The 13,070-nt window shown below is 66.6% G+C and carries 14 protein-coding genes; 10 read left to right on the top strand and 4 right to left on the bottom strand.

What is annotated here, in order from left to right:
- The coding region (gene aroB / locus AC5O77_RS15665) for a 3-dehydroquinate synthase (protein WP_494506958.1) at positions 1-1,116 on the bottom strand (1,116 nt) is incomplete at its 3' end.
- Complete coding sequence (locus AC5O77_RS15670) at positions 1,113-1,655, bottom strand: shikimate kinase (protein ID WP_478058156.1); 543 nt, start codon at positions 1,653-1,655, stop codon at positions 1,113-1,115. The genes aroB and AC5O77_RS15670, both read right to left, overlap by 4 nt.
- 98 nt (positions 1,656-1,753) lie before the next feature.
- Here AC5O77_RS15670 and AC5O77_RS15675 point away from each other — a divergent pair, with 98 nt between their 5' ends.
- Positions 1,754-1,957, top strand: coding sequence for a dodecin family protein (locus tag AC5O77_RS15675; RefSeq protein WP_478058157.1), 204 nt, complete (start codon positions 1,754-1,756; stop codon positions 1,955-1,957).
- Between the two features lie 6 nt (positions 1,958-1,963).
- Here the strand turns inward: AC5O77_RS15675 and AC5O77_RS15680 are convergent, their stop codons facing one another.
- Entirely contained in the window at positions 1,964-2,791 is an 828-nt protein-coding gene (locus AC5O77_RS15680) for a kinase (protein ID WP_317217253.1), read from the bottom strand.
- A 40-nt stretch (positions 2,792-2,831) separates the two neighbouring features.
- On the opposite strand from AC5O77_RS15680, the gene pdxH reads away from it, so the two are divergent.
- The 3 genes from pdxH (at position 2,832) to AC5O77_RS15695 (ending at position 4,423) form a co-directional block, all read left to right on the top strand.
- A complete protein-coding gene (gene pdxH / locus AC5O77_RS15685; RefSeq protein WP_032127805.1) occupies positions 2,832-3,431 on the top strand; it encodes a pyridoxamine 5'-phosphate oxidase in 600 nt (199 codons plus the stop codon).
- A gap of 9 nt (positions 3,432-3,440) precedes the next feature.
- Entirely contained in the window at positions 3,441-3,800 is a 360-nt protein-coding gene (locus AC5O77_RS15690; RefSeq protein ID WP_478058158.1) for a YqfO family protein, read from the top strand.
- 161 nt (positions 3,801-3,961) lie between these two features.
- On the top strand, positions 3,962-4,423 hold the full coding sequence (locus AC5O77_RS15695) for a DoxX family protein (RefSeq protein ID WP_478058159.1): 462 nt from the start codon (positions 3,962-3,964) through the stop codon (positions 4,421-4,423).
- 136 nt (positions 4,424-4,559) lie between these two features.
- On the opposite strand, the gene prpR is transcribed toward AC5O77_RS15695, so the two are convergent.
- On the bottom strand, positions 4,560-6,143 hold the full coding sequence (gene prpR / locus AC5O77_RS15700) for a propionate catabolism operon regulatory protein PrpR (RefSeq protein WP_478058160.1): 1,584 nt from the start codon (positions 6,141-6,143) through the stop codon (positions 4,560-4,562).
- Between the two features lie 153 nt (positions 6,144-6,296).
- Between prpR and prpB the strand changes: the two genes are divergently transcribed.
- From prpB to prpF, 6 genes are all read left to right on the top strand, one after another.
- Positions 6,297-7,190 carry a methylisocitrate lyase gene (gene prpB, locus AC5O77_RS15705; protein WP_005418360.1) on the top strand — a complete coding sequence of 298 codons (894 nt, stop codon included), beginning with the start codon at positions 6,297-6,299 and terminating at the stop codon, positions 7,188-7,190.
- A 36-nt stretch (positions 7,191-7,226) separates the two neighbouring features.
- Positions 7,227-8,384, top strand: coding sequence for a bifunctional 2-methylcitrate synthase/citrate synthase (gene prpC, locus AC5O77_RS15710; RefSeq protein ID WP_478058161.1), 1,158 nt, complete (start codon positions 7,227-7,229; stop codon positions 8,382-8,384).
- A 97-nt stretch (positions 8,385-8,481) separates the two neighbouring features.
- Positions 8,482-11,100: a Fe/S-dependent 2-methylisocitrate dehydratase AcnD gene (gene acnD / locus AC5O77_RS15715; protein ID WP_478058162.1), complete on the top strand. Its 2,619-nt coding sequence runs from the start codon at positions 8,482-8,484 to the stop codon at positions 11,098-11,100.
- Positions 11,101-11,200: 100 nt separating this feature from the next.
- Positions 11,201-11,458, top strand: a complete 258-nt coding sequence (locus AC5O77_RS15720) for a type II toxin-antitoxin system ParD family antitoxin (RefSeq protein WP_006384133.1) — start codon at positions 11,201-11,203, stop codon at positions 11,456-11,458.
- Positions 11,445-11,771 carry a type II toxin-antitoxin system RelE/ParE family toxin gene (locus AC5O77_RS15725; RefSeq protein WP_125895325.1) on the top strand — a complete coding sequence of 109 codons (327 nt, stop codon included), beginning with the start codon at positions 11,445-11,447 and terminating at the stop codon, positions 11,769-11,771. The genes AC5O77_RS15720 and AC5O77_RS15725 overlap by 14 nt, the downstream gene beginning before the upstream one ends.
- A 23-nt stretch (positions 11,772-11,794) precedes the next feature.
- Positions 11,795-12,973, top strand: a complete 1,179-nt coding sequence (gene prpF / locus AC5O77_RS15730; protein ID WP_478058165.1) for a 2-methylaconitate cis-trans isomerase PrpF — start codon at positions 11,795-11,797, stop codon at positions 12,971-12,973.
- The last annotated feature ends 97 nt before the right edge of the window (positions 12,974-13,070 follow it).

A 13,070-nucleotide genomic window follows, 5' to 3' on the forward strand; every position in this document is an offset into this window, starting at 1 on the left:
AGATGTGTATAAGAGACAGACCTTCAGCACCGCCGCCTCATCCACGTCCGGCACCACTTCGGCGCGGCCCATACCGCGCCACAGCACCAGGCGTAGGCGGCCGGCCACGTTCTTCTTGTCCAGCCGCATGCGGCCGAGCAGGGCCTGCGGGTCCAGTCCTGCGGGGATCGCCACCGGCAGGCCGAGGCGTTCCAGCAATGCCTGCAGGCGCGCACGATCGGCGTCGTCTGCCAGCCCCAGGTCGGTGGACAGCTTCGCCGCCAGCACCATGCCCACCGCCACCGCCTCGCCATGGTTCAGCGCATCGCGGCCGGGGGCGGAGTAGCCCTGTTCGGTCTCGATGGCATGGCCGAAGGTATGGCCGAGGTTGAGCAGGGCACGCTCGCCCTTCTCGAACGGATCACGCTCGACGATGGCGGCCTTGTGCCGGCAGCTGCGCGCGATGGCTTCGGACAGTACCGCATCCTCGCCGGCCAGCAGCGCATCGGCATGCTGCTGCAGCCATTCGAAGAACACCGCGTCGCCCAGCGCGCCGTACTTCACCACTTCGGCCAGGCCGGCGCGCAGCTCGCGCGGTGGCAGGGTGGCCAGCACGCGGGTATCGGCAATGACCGCGCGCGGCGGATGGAATGCGCCGACCAGGTTCTTGCCGGCCGGAATGTCGACCGCGGTCTTGCCGCCCACCGACGAATCGACCATCGCCAACAGGGTGGTCGGAAGCTGCACGCAGTCCACGCCGCGCATCCAGCAGGCCGCGGCAAAACCGGCGAGATCACCGACCACGCCGCCACCGAGGGCGAACACGCAGGCATCCCGGGTGGCGCCGAGCGCGGCCAGCGCTTCGATCGTGCGGCCGAATTCGGCCAGGGTCTTGGAGGCTTCGCCGGCGGCCAGCACGTGCTCGCCGACGATCAGGTCGGGGCGTGCGGCCAGCAGCGTCTGCTTCACCGCGGCCAGGTAGCGTGGAGCCACTTCGCTATCGCTGAGCAGCAGCACGTGGCGGCCGCGCACATGCGAGGCCAGCGCGGTGCCGTCGGCCTGGGCACCAGCGCCGATGGTGATGGAGTAGGGGCGGTCGCCGCCAACGGCGACCTGCAGCAGGGCGGGGGAAGTCATGCGGTCAGGTCCTGGCGCTGCCATTGCGTGGCCAGCTTGACCACCAGGTGGGCGGTCGCGTCGGCAGCGGTATACGGGTCGGTATCAAGGGTGAGGTCGGCCAGTTCGCGGTACAGCGGGTCGCGGTGAGCAGCCAGATCGTGCAGCACCTGCTCGCGGTCCGGGCGCTGCAGCAGTGGCCTGCCTTTGTCGCGGGCCAGGCGTTCCAGCTGCGCGGCCACGCTGACCCGCAGGTAGACCACGAAGCCGCGCTGGGCGATCAGCGTACGGTTGTCCGGATCCAGTACAGCGCCGCCACCGGTGGAGACCAGCTGGCCGCGGCCTTCCAGCACACGGGCCAAGGCTTCGCGCTCATGGCTGCGGAAGCCGGTTTCACCCGAGTGCTCGAAGATGGTCGGGATGCTGGCGCCGGCGGCATCGACGATGGCCTGGTCGACATCGACGAAGTCCAGCGTGAAGCGCTCGGCCAGGCGGCGGCCGATGCAGGTTTTGCCGGCGCCCATCGGGCCGATCAGGATCAGGTTCGGAGCAGGATTCATGCCCTCTGATGCTAACACCTCCGTGCCCTTGCCTTTACGTCCTTCACGTCAGGGTAGGCGTTCCTGCGGGGTGTCCCGCGCCAACCGGAGTACAGGCCATGACGGTCGCCAAGGTCATCGAAATCACCACCTCCTCGCCCAAAAGCGTGGAAGACGCCGTGCGCAGCGGGCTGAAGAAGGTTTCCGAGACGGTCAAGGGCATCCAGGGCGCCTGGGTGAACGAGACCAAGGTGGTCACCAATGGCAGCGGCGAAATCACCGAATGGCGGGTCAACCTGCGTGTAACCTTCCTGGTGGAATAGGCGCGCTCAGCGTACGTCCTGCACCTGGCGCTGGCCGTCCAGCACCACCACGTGGTCGGCCAGGGCGGGCAGGGCGCGCAGTGCCTGCCGGCTGACCCGCTCGTAGTACTGCACGAAGCGTTCCAGCTGTGGCCGGCTCATGCCGTGTCGGCCCGGCTGCGCGGCCTGCAGGTTCTGCTCCTGCTGCCAGCGCCAGCGTGGTACCACCGAGAAATCCGGCGGCTGCAGGAACCACAGGCGGTCGCAGCGCTGCCACAACGCCGGGTAGTCGCGGGCCAGCGCCTGGTTGCACCAGCGGCGCCAACGGCCATCGGCGTCGGCCTCGCGCTCCAGTGCGTTCAGCGGGCTGTCCAGTGCGTTGTCATCCTGCGCCGGTGTGCCGAGGAACCAGCCTTCGAACACCAGCAGGTCCAATGGCTGCTGCAGCTGCGGCCACTGAGCCTCGGGCAGGCGTTCATCGGCCAGCTTGTCGAAGCGCGGCATCGCGAAGGGCTGGCGTGTGGCCACGGCGTCCAGCACGGCATGGGCCAGCGGCAGGTCGTGGGTGCCGGGCGGGCCGCGGGTGATCAGCAGCGGATGCACCTGGCGGGCCAGTCGCTGGCGCTGCGCACGGGTGAGGTAGACGTCATCGATCGACAGCGTGGCCGCGTTCAGGCCGCGTGCCTGGGCGCGCGCCACCACCTGCGCGGCCAGCGTCGATTTGCCGCTCCCCTGCAGGCCGCTGATCGCCAATACTGGAACCGCTGCACCGCTGCCCAGCGCATCATCCAGCGCCTGTTCGGCCAATGTTTCGGGGAATCCTTTCACCTGGGGCATATACGCAGCAGCGGCCATGCAGCCACAATAGCCCAATCCGTGTGAGAAGAACGCAATCATGAGCGACCTGTACGCCGAAGCCCTGTCCACGTTTGCCGGCCTGTTCGACGAGGCCAAGCAGAGCCGCGAGGTCGAGCCGAATGCGATGACCGTGGCCACCGCCGATACGCAGGGCCGTCCCTCGGCGCGTACCGTGCTGCTGAAGGCCTTCGACGAGCGTGGCTTCGTCTTCTATACCCACCTGGACAGCCACAAGGGCCAGGAACTGCAGGCCAATCCGCAGGCCGCGCTGTTGTTCCTGTGGCGCAGCCTGCGCGAGGCGGGTATCCAGGTGCGCATCGAAGGCCGTGTCGAGCAGGTCGCCGATGCTGAAGCCGATGCCTATTTCGCCAGCCGCCCGCGCATGAGCCAGATCGGCGCCTGGGCCTCGCAGCAGTCGAAGACGCTGGCGACGCGCGAGGAATTCGACGCGCGCGTGGCCGAGATCGAAGCCCGCTTCGAAGGCAAGGACGTGCCGCGCCCGGACGGCTGGAGCGGCCTGCGCGTGGTGCCCGACCGCATCGAGTTCTGGTACGGCGCGCAGTTCCGCCTGCACGAACGCTGGTGCTATGAAGCCGGTGCCGAAGGGCGCTGGAGCAAGCGCCTGCTGTACCCGTAAGGCAACCTGATGCAACGCCTGCCGCTGTACCGTGTGGTGGTGTTCGTGCCGTCGGCAGCACTGGATGCAGTGAAGCAGGGCATCCTCGCGGTGGACGCGCTGGCGGCCGGCGACTACGAGCACGGTATGTGGTGGTCGGCGCCGGGGTTCGAACAGTTCCGTCCGCGCGTGGGTGCGTCGCCCGTGCAGGGGGAGGCGGGTCGCACCGAGGTGGTCGACAGCGTGCGTCTGGAATTCTGCCTGCCTCGGAATCCGCAGCGGCTGCAGCGCATCTTCGAACAGGGCATCGTGCCGCATCACCCGTGGCAGGTGCCGGTGGTGCAGGTGGAGGAAATCGAGCTGCTGCTGGCCGACAGGCGGTCGTTGTAGAGTCGAGCCATGCTCGACTGCGGGTGCTCTGGCGCGCAAGGCAGTCGAGCATGGCTTGGCTCTATAAGAGCAGGTTGTCGCGAACGGACTGGTCAGCTTCATCTGCGAGCAGGCCAGCAACCGGCACACTCCGACGAATGCCCTCGATTTCCGGAGTCGCCATGCCCTCCTGGCGTTGCCTGTTTGCCGTGCCATCACCGCGTCGTGGCGTGGAGGCTTACCTGCTGCTGCTTGCCCGCATCGTCGCCGGTGTGATGTTCTGCGTGTCCGGCTGGAACAAGGTGTTCACCGACGCGGGACGCGAGCGCATGGTGCATACGCTGGTCGATGCGGGTATCCCGTTCCCGGTGTTCAGTGCGCCGGTGCTTGGGGCGATTGAATGGATTGCGGGTGGCCTACTGGTGCTCGGCCTGCTCAGTCGCCCTTCGGCATTGCTGCTGGCGGGCATCTGCGCGGTGGCGGCATTGACGGATGGCATCGCACGCATTCCAGCAGGATTGAGCGTGCCGGATTGGTTGAGCTGGTTCTTCTACCTGAGCGAAGTGCCGCTGGGGGTGTTGCTGCTTTGGATTGCGGCGGTGGGGAGTGGACGGTTCGCCATCGAGGCGCGCTGGGTACGGTGAGTGCTCCTCGTCCGCGCGCAGCCGGAGTGCGCCTGTAGCATTTGGTGTGTTCCGGTAGATCCACGCCATGCGTGGATGAGATGCTTGACGGAAGAGCGGTGCGAACCAAGGTTCGCACCCACCAGGCAACGAGTGGTTACAACCCCTCCGCGCGCAGCCAGCGCCATAGCGTGGTGCGTGACACGCCCAGCGCCTGCGCCATCCCCTCGCGATCATTGCGATGTTCCTGCAACAGCGCTTCCAGCTGCGCACGCGGCGGGCGCTTGCCGTTGCTTTCCACCGGCAAGGCTGCAACGCCCTCGTTCACCAGTTCGGGCGCCAGCTGCAGCAGTCGCGCCGCATCGATCAGCCCTTCGCCCGGCTGCCAGTGGATGCGCAGACGATCAATCAGATTGCGCAGTTCGCGCACGTTGCCGGGCCACTCCGCGGCGGTCAGTACCGCCAGTGCATGCTCATCCAGTGGCGCATCGATGCCGCGCAGCTGGCGAAAGAAGTGCTGTGCCAGCAAGGGGATATCCGCGCACCGCGCACGCAGCGAGGGCAGGGCGATACGCAACGCGGCCAGGCGGTAGTACAGGTCGCGGCGGAAGCTGCCGGCTGCCGCGCGCTGTTCCAGCGACTGCAGGGTGGCGGCCACCACGCGCAGGTCCACCGGGGTCGGTTCGGTGGCGCCGACACGCAGTACCTCGCGTTCTTCCAGCACCCGCAGCAGGCGGGTCTGCAGCGGTAGCGGCAATTCGCCGATTTCGTCCAGGAACAGGGTGCCACCGTCTGCGGCCTCGATCAGGCCGACACGGCCGCCACGGCGTGCGCCGGTGAATGCCCCATCGCTGTAGCCGAACAGCTCCGCTTCCAGCAGCGATTCGCTGATCGCGCCGCAGTTCAACGCGACGAAGCGGCCTCGACGGCCGCTGGCCGCGTGCAGCTGGCGCGCAACCAGTTCCTTGCCGGTGCCGGTTTCGCCGGTGACCAGCACGGTGCTGTCATGCGGGGCATACAGCGCGATCTGTGCGCGCACCTGCGCCATCGCATCGCTGTCGCCGAGCAGTTCATGCGCATCGGCACGCGCTGTCGGGCGCCGGCGCGGGGCAGGGCGGTTGCTGCCGGAACGTGCCAGGGTCTGGGTCAGTTCCAGTGCATGTTCGAACGCCTGCCGCACCGAGTCGGCCGAATACAGCAGCACCCCGGGCAGGCCGGCCTGCTCGGCATGGTCGATGGCCATGCCGGTGCCGACGATCACTTCGATGCCGTTGGCGCGCAGATCGGCGATGCAGTCGCGCGCATCCTCGCGGGTTACGAAGCGGCGATGCTCGATATCCAGGCCGAAGCTCTGCTGGAAGTTGCTGAACACCGGTACGTCGCTGGCGTGGGTGACCAGGCCGATGCGGCTGGCGATGCGTCGCGCGCGCGCCAGTGCTTCCATCAGATCGAAGCCGTTGGCCTGGATCGGCACCAGCGGCAGCTCCAGCCGGCCGCGCAGCCAGGCGGCGTTGGAGCCACCCGCGATCACCACATCGCAGTGCTCGCGACGCAGGCGCTGGCCGATCACATCCACCGCTTCCTCGAAGCCGAGGTTGATCTGTTCGATGCGCGCGCGGCGGTCGAACTCGGGAATGACGTCGCCGAGCAGGCCGGTCAGCCGCGAGACGCTGACCGTCCAGATCACCGGTCGGCCGGGGTCGGCATCGGCATGGCGCAGGGGCGAGCGGGGCAGGTACATGGCGGCGGGTTCAGACGGAATGTTTCATGATACATCTGTTTCAATGTTTCATCTGTTTCGCGGCTGCGTGTCGGTCATCCCCGTGAAATCAATCGCTTGCAGCTTGGCATGGTGCTTGCGCCTACCCATCCGTTCTTCAATCTGGATTGCCGCATGACTGCTTCCGCCCCTTTCTCTGCCGGTGCCCGCTTCCGTGAGGCGCTGGCTGCCGAATCCCCGCTGCAGGTGATCGGCGCGATCAACGCCAACCACGCCCTGCTGGCCAAGCGCGCCGGCTTCCGTGCCATCTACCTGTCCGGCGGCGGTGTTGCCGCAGGCTCGCTGGGCCTACCGGACCTGGGTATCAATACCCTGGAAGACGTGCTGGTGGACGTGCGCCGCATCACCGATGTCTGCGATCTGCCGCTGATGGTCGACATCGACACCGGCTTTGGCCCGAGCGCGTTCAACATCGCGCGCACCGTGAAGTCGCTGATCAAGGCCGGCGCGGCCGCCTGCCACATCGAGGACCAGGTCGGCGCCAAGCGCTGCGGTCACCGCCCGGGCAAGGAGATCGTCTCGCAGGGTGAAATGGTCGACCGCGTGAAGGCGGCCGCCGATGCCAAGACCGATCCGGACTTCTTCCTGATCGCGCGCACCGACGCCATCCAGGTGGACGGCGTGGACAAGGCCATCGAGCGCGCCATCGCCTGCGTTGAGGCCGGTGCCGATGGCATCTTTGCCGAGGCTGCCTACGACCTGGATACCTACCGCCGCTTCGTCGACGCGGTGAAGGTGCCGGTGCTGGCCAACATCACCGAATTCGGTGCCACCCCGCTGTTCAGCCGCGATGAACTGGCCTCGGCCGGCGTCGCCATCCAGCTGTTCCCGCTGTCGGCGTTCCGCGCCGCCAACAAGGCTGCCGAGAACGTCTACCAGGCGGTGCGCCGCGATGGCCACCAGCGCAATGTGGTGGAGACCATGCAGACCCGCGAAGAACTCTACGACCGCATCGGCTACCACGCCTTCGAGCAGCAGCTCGATGCACTGTTCGCCGCCAAGAAATAAGCAGTACCCTGCACCATCAAGTTTTCGGAGGGAAACATGAACGATACGACCGCAACCCCGACCTTCAAGCCGAAGAAGTCCGTCGCCCTGTCCGGCACCGCCGCCGGCAACACCGCGCTGTGCAGCGTGGGCCGTAGTGGCAACGATCTGCACTACCGTGGCTACGACATCCTGGACCTGGCCAACACCAGCGAGTTCGAGGAAATCGCCTACCTGCTGGTGCACGGCAAGCTGCCGACCCGCGCCGAGCTGGTTTCGTACAAGGCCAAACTGAAGTCGCTGCGCGGCATTCCGGCAGCAGTGAAGGCGGCGCTGGAAGAACTGCCGCCGTCGGCACACCCGATGGACGTGATGCGCACCGGCGTGTCCGTGCTCGGCTGCGTGGCGCCGGAGAAGGACGATCACAACCATCCGGGCGCGCGTGACATCGCCGACAAGCTGATGGCCTGCCTCGGTTCGATGCTGCTGTACTGGTACCACTGGAGCCACAACGGCCGCGCCATCGACGTGGAAACCGACGACGACTCGATCGGTGGCCACTTCCTGCACCTGCTGCACGGCGAGAAGCCGCAGGAATCGTGGGTGAAGGCGATGCACACCTCGCTGATCCTGTACGCGGAACACGAATTCAATGCCTCCACCTTCGCCTGCCGCGTCATCGCCGGCACCGGCAGCGACATGTACAGCGCGATCTGCGGTGGCATCGGTGCGCTGCGCGGTCCCAAGCATGGCGGTGCCAATGAAGTGGCCTTCGAGGTGCAGAAGCGCTACGACAATCCCGACGAGGCCGAGGAAGACATCAAGGCCCGCGTGGAGCGCAAGGAAGTGGTGATTGGTTTCGGCCACCCGGTCTACACCGTGTCCGATCCGCGCAACAAGGTGATCAAGGACGTGGCCCGCGAGCTGTCCGAAGAGCAGTCCAGCCTGAAGATGTACGACATTGCCGAGCGCCTGGAAACGGTCATGTGGGACATCAAGAAGATGTTCCCGAACCTGGACTGGTTCAGCGCCGTCAGCTACCACATGATGGGCGTGCCGACCGCGATGTTCACCCCGCTGTTCGTGATCGCCCGCACTGCCGGCTGGAGCGCGCACATCGTCGAGCAGCGTATCGACGGCAAGATCATCCGCCCGAGCGCCAACTACATCGGTCCGGAAGACCGCGACTTCGTCGCCATCGACAAGCGCGTCTGATCCACCTGCTGTACCCATCCGGCCGGCCCCGTGCCGGCCGGATGCTTTCGCCGCCGCACCGCCGGCACCCGGCCCGCCTCAAGCACTCCGCCAGCCCATGAATACCGATTACCGCAAGAACCTCCCCGGCAGCACGCTGGACTATTTCGACGCGCGCGCCGCTGTCGATGCGATCCAGCCTGGCGCCTATGCCACCCTGCCGTACACCTCGCGCGTGCTGGCCGAGAACCTGGTGCGTCGCTGCGATCCGGCCACGCTCAGCGATTCGCTGAAGCAGCTGATCGAGCGCCGCCGCGACCTCGACTTCCCGTGGTTCCCGGCGCGCGTGGTCTGCCACGACATCCTCGGCCAGACCGCACTGGTCGACCTGGCTGGCCTGCGTGATGCGATCGCCGACAAGGGCGGTGACCCGGCCAAGGTCAATCCGGTGGTGCCGGTGCAGCTGATCGTCGATCACTCGCTGGCGGTGGAGTGCGGTGGTTTCGATCCGCAGGCGTTCGAGAAGAACCGCGCCATCGAAGATCGCCGCAACGAAGACCGTTTCCACTTCATCGATTGGACCAAGCTGGCGTTCGAGAACGTGGACGTGATTCCGCCGGGCAACGGCATCATGCACCAGATCAACCTGGAGAAGATGTCGCCGGTGGTCTACGTGCAGGACGGCGTGGCCTTCCCGGATACCTGCGTGGGTACCGACAGCCATACCCCGCACGTGGATGCACTGGGCGTGATCGCGATTGGTGTTGGCGGCCTGGAAGCCGAGAACGTGATGCTGGGCCGCGCCTCGTGGATGCGTCTGCCGGACATCATCGGTGTCGAGCTGACCGGCAGGCCGCAGCCGGGCATCACCGCCACCGACGTGGTGCTGGCGCTGACCGAGTTCCTGCGCAAGGAGCGCGTGGTCGGTGCGTATCTTGAATTCTTCGGCGAGGGTGCTGCGGCACTGACCATCGGTGACCGCGCCACCATTTCGAACATGTGCCCGGAGTACGGCGCGACCGCCGCGATGTTCTACATCGACGGGCAGACCATCGATTACCTGCGCCTGACCGGCCGCGAGGAATCGCAGGTGGCTCTGGTGGAGAACTACGCCCGTACCACCGGCCTCTGGGCCGATGACCTGGCCACCGCACAATACGAGCGTGTGCTGCGCTTCGACCTGTCCAGCGTGGTGCGCAACATGGCCGGCCCGTCCAACCCGCACAAGCGCGTGGCGACCGCCGAGCTGGCCGAGCGCGGCATCGCCGACGAAGCCAAGCTGGAAGCGGGCAAGGCCGAGCAGGCGCAGGGGCTGATGCCCGACGGCGCGGTGATCATCGCCGCCATCACCAGCTGCACCAATACGTCCAATCCGCGCAACGTGATCGCCGCCGCACTGCTGGCGCGCAAGGCCAACGAGCGTGGCCTGCTGCGCAAGCCGTGGGTGAAGTCGTCGCTGGCGCCGGGTTCGAAGGCGGTGCAGCTGTACCTGGAAGAGGCCGGCCTGCTGCCGGACCTGGAAAAGCTCGGCTTCGGCATCGTCGCCTTCGCCTGCACCACCTGCAACGGCATGAGTGGCGCGCTGGACCCGAAGATCCAGCAGGAAATCATCGATCGCGACCTGTATTCCACCGCCGTGTTGTCGGGCAACCGCAACTTCGATGGCCGCATCCACCCGTATGCGAAGCAGGCCTTCCTGGCTTCGCCGCCGCTGGTGATCGCCTATGCCATCGCCGGCACCGTGCGCTTCGATATCGAGAAGGACGTGCTGGGCGTGGACACCGACGGCAACGAGGTGCGCCTGAAGGACATCTGGCCGAGCGACGCCGAGATCGACGCGGTGGTGAAGGCCTCGGTGAAGCCGGAGCAGTTCCGCCGCGTCTACAACCCGATGTTCAACGTGCGCGTGGAGCACGGTGCGGCGGTCAGCCCGCTGTACGACTGGCGCCCGCAGAGCACCTACATCCGCCGTCCGCCGTACTGGGAGGGCGCACTGGCCGGTGAGCGCACGCTGTCTGGCATGCGCGCGCTGGCGGTGCTGCCGGACAACATCACCACCGACCACCTGTCGCCGTCCAACGCGATCCTGGCGTCCAGTGCCGCCGGTGAGTACCTGGCGAAGATGGGCCTGCCGGAAGAGGACTTCAATTCCTACGCCACCCACCGCGGTGACCACCTGACCGCGCAGCGCGCCACCTTCGCCAACCCGAAGCTGTTCAACGAGATGGTGCGCAACGACGACGGCAGCGTGAAGCAGGGTTCGCTGGCGCGCGTGGAGCCGGAAGGCAAGGTCATGCGCATGTGGGAAGCGATCGAAACCTACATGGACCGCAAGCAGCCGCTGATCATCATCGCCGGTGCCGACTACGGCCAGGGCAGCTCGCGTGACTGGGCCGCCAAGGGCGTGCGCCTGGCCGGCGTGGAGGCGATCACGGCCGAAGGCTTCGAACGGATTCACCGTACCAACCTGATCGGCATGGGCGTGCTGCCGCTGGAGTTCAAGCCGGGCACCACCCGCCTGACCCTGGGCATCGACGGCACCGAGACCTTCGACGTGATCGGCGAGCGCACCCCGCGCGCCGAGCTGACCCTGGTCATCCACCGCCGCGACGGCCAGGACGTGCTCGTGCCGGTCACCTGCCGCCTGGACAGCGACGAGGAAGTGGCGATCTACGAGGCCGGCGGCGTGCTGCAGCGCTTCGCCCAGGACTTCCTGGAAGGCGCCAAGGTGGCGTGATGCCGGACTGAATGCCTGCCCCCGGAGGCCGGGGGCGGGCTTGTCCGACACCAGGGCAGGGCGCACACTGACTTGGCAAAAACTGCCAAAGGAGAGTTTCATGGCCACCATGAACATTTCGCTGACCGATCCGCTCAAGCAGTTCGTGGACGAGGAAGTGCGCGAAGGCGGCTACTCCAGTACGTCGGATTATGTGCGTGACCTGATCCGCCAGCGTCAGCGCAGCAAGGCTGAAGAGCTGCTCAAGCAGTTGATTGCCGAGGGGCTGGCTTCTGGGCCTGCCGTTCCGGTGACTGCGGCCACATTCGAGCGGATGCGTCGCGAACTGACCGAAAGGATGGAGCGTGAAGGCGATTGAATGGAGGCCCCGGGCCGGGACAGACGCAGCCGACGCCGCGCTGTGGTACGCACGACAGGGAGGGCTGGCACTGGGTCAGCGCTTTCTCGCCGAGCTGGAGGCCACGCTTCAACGTATTGCGATGTTCCCTGCGTCAGGTTCCGTCCGCCATGCCGACCTCGCCGCACAGTTGCCGGCACTCTTGCGCTTCATGCAGGTTCCGGGCTTTGAACGCTATCTCGTCTACTACCTCGATCTGCCGGACCGCGTGGACGTCATGCGGGTGTGGTGCGTTGATCGTGGCCTTGACGCACTGATGCAAGACATTTCCTGAAATCCAAACGCTTGGATCCGACGATGAATTTTCTTCCGCAACTCCGAATTCCCGCCACCTACATGCGCGGCGGCACCAGCAAGGGCGTGTTCTTCCGCCTGCAGGACCTGCCCGAGGCCGCGCAGGTGCCGGGCGCCGCGCGTGACGCGCTGCTGATGCGCGTGATCGGTTCGCCCGATCCGTATGGCAAGCAGACCGACGGCATGGGGGGCGCCACCTCCAGCACCAGCAAGTGCGTGATCATCTCCACTGCCTCGGTGCCTGACCACGACGTGGACTACCTGTACGGCCAGGTGTCGATCGACACCGCCTTCGTCGATTGGAGCGGCAACTGCGGCAATCTCAGCACTGCGGTGGGTCCGTTCGCCATCGCCAATGGCCTGATCGATCCTGCCCGCGTGCCGCGCGATGGCCTGTGCACCGTGCGCATCTGGCAGGCCAACATCGGCAAGACCATCATTGCCCATGTGCCGATGCGCGATGGCGAAGTTCAGGAAATCGGCGATTTCGAGCTGGACGGCGTGACCTTCCCGGCCGCCGAGATCCAGCTTGAATTCATTGATCCGTCCGACGACGGCGATGCGGGTGCGATGTTCCCGACTGGCAATCTGGTGGACACCCTGGAAGTGCCCGGCGTGGGCAGCTTCGAGGTGACCATGATCACCGCTGGCATCCCGACGATCTTCCTCAACGCTGCCGATCTGGGCTACACCGGCACCGAGCTGCAGCCGGCGATCAATGAGGACAAGGCCGCACTGCAGAAGTTCGAGACCATCCGCGCGCATGGCGCGCTGCGCATGGGTCTGATCAAGAACCTGGAAGATGCGGCAACCCGCCAGCACACGCCGAAGGTCGCCTTCGTGGCGCCGGCGCAGGACTATGTGTCATCCAGCGGCAAGGCCATTCTGGCCTCGGCCATCGACCTGCATGCGCGCGCACTGTCGATGGGCAAGCTGCACCACGCGATGATGGGCACCGCCGCCGTGGCGATCGGCACTGCAGCAGCGATCCCGGGCACCCTGGTCAATCGGGCGGCCGGTGGTGGCGAACGCGAGGCAGTGACCTTCGGTCATCCTTCCGGCACGCTGCGCGTGGGCGCGCAGGCTGGTTTCGTTGACGGCCAGTGGACAGTGACCAAGGCCATCATGAGCCGCAGCGCCCGCGTGCTGATGGAAGGCAAGGTGCGGGTGCCGGCCGAGTAACCCGCAGGTCGGCGCTGGCATCACACGCTTCGGTAGATGCCAGCCTTGGTTGGCATGGCATTGGCGCCGCCCGGGCAATGTCCAGCGCCAACCAAGG

It is taken from the genome of Stenotrophomonas sp. INTA L402-1, from assembly GCF_059295135.1.

What these genes read in the sequence shown, in the direction of transcription:
- AC5O77_RS15670 (WP_478058156.1), bottom strand. Translation starts at nt 1,655, where the DNA reads ATGAATCCTGCTCCGAACCTGATCCTGATCGGCCCGATGGGCGCCGGC.
- AC5O77_RS15675 (WP_478058157.1), top strand. Translation starts at nt 1,754, where the DNA reads ATGACGGTCGCCAAGGTCATCGAAATCACCACCTCCTCGCCCAAAAGC.
- AC5O77_RS15680 (WP_317217253.1), bottom strand. Translation starts at nt 2,791, where the DNA reads ATGGCCGCTGCTGCGTATATGCCCCAGGTGAAAGGATTCCCCGAAACA.
- pdxH (WP_032127805.1), top strand. Translation starts at nt 2,832, where the DNA reads ATGAGCGACCTGTACGCCGAAGCCCTGTCCACGTTTGCCGGCCTGTTC.
- AC5O77_RS15690 (WP_478058158.1), top strand. Translation starts at nt 3,441, where the DNA reads ATGCAACGCCTGCCGCTGTACCGTGTGGTGGTGTTCGTGCCGTCGGCA.
- AC5O77_RS15695 (WP_478058159.1), top strand. Translation starts at nt 3,962, where the DNA reads ATGCCCTCCTGGCGTTGCCTGTTTGCCGTGCCATCACCGCGTCGTGGC.
- prpR (WP_478058160.1), bottom strand. Translation starts at nt 6,143, where the DNA reads ATGTACCTGCCCCGCTCGCCCCTGCGCCATGCCGATGCCGACCCCGGC.
- prpB (WP_005418360.1), top strand. Translation starts at nt 6,297, where the DNA reads ATGACTGCTTCCGCCCCTTTCTCTGCCGGTGCCCGCTTCCGTGAGGCG.
- prpC (WP_478058161.1), top strand. Translation starts at nt 7,227, where the DNA reads ATGAACGATACGACCGCAACCCCGACCTTCAAGCCGAAGAAGTCCGTC.
- acnD (WP_478058162.1), top strand. Translation starts at nt 8,482, where the DNA reads ATGAATACCGATTACCGCAAGAACCTCCCCGGCAGCACGCTGGACTAT.
- AC5O77_RS15720 (WP_006384133.1), top strand. Translation starts at nt 11,201, where the DNA reads ATGGCCACCATGAACATTTCGCTGACCGATCCGCTCAAGCAGTTCGTG.
- prpF (WP_478058165.1), top strand. Translation starts at nt 11,795, where the DNA reads ATGAATTTTCTTCCGCAACTCCGAATTCCCGCCACCTACATGCGCGGC.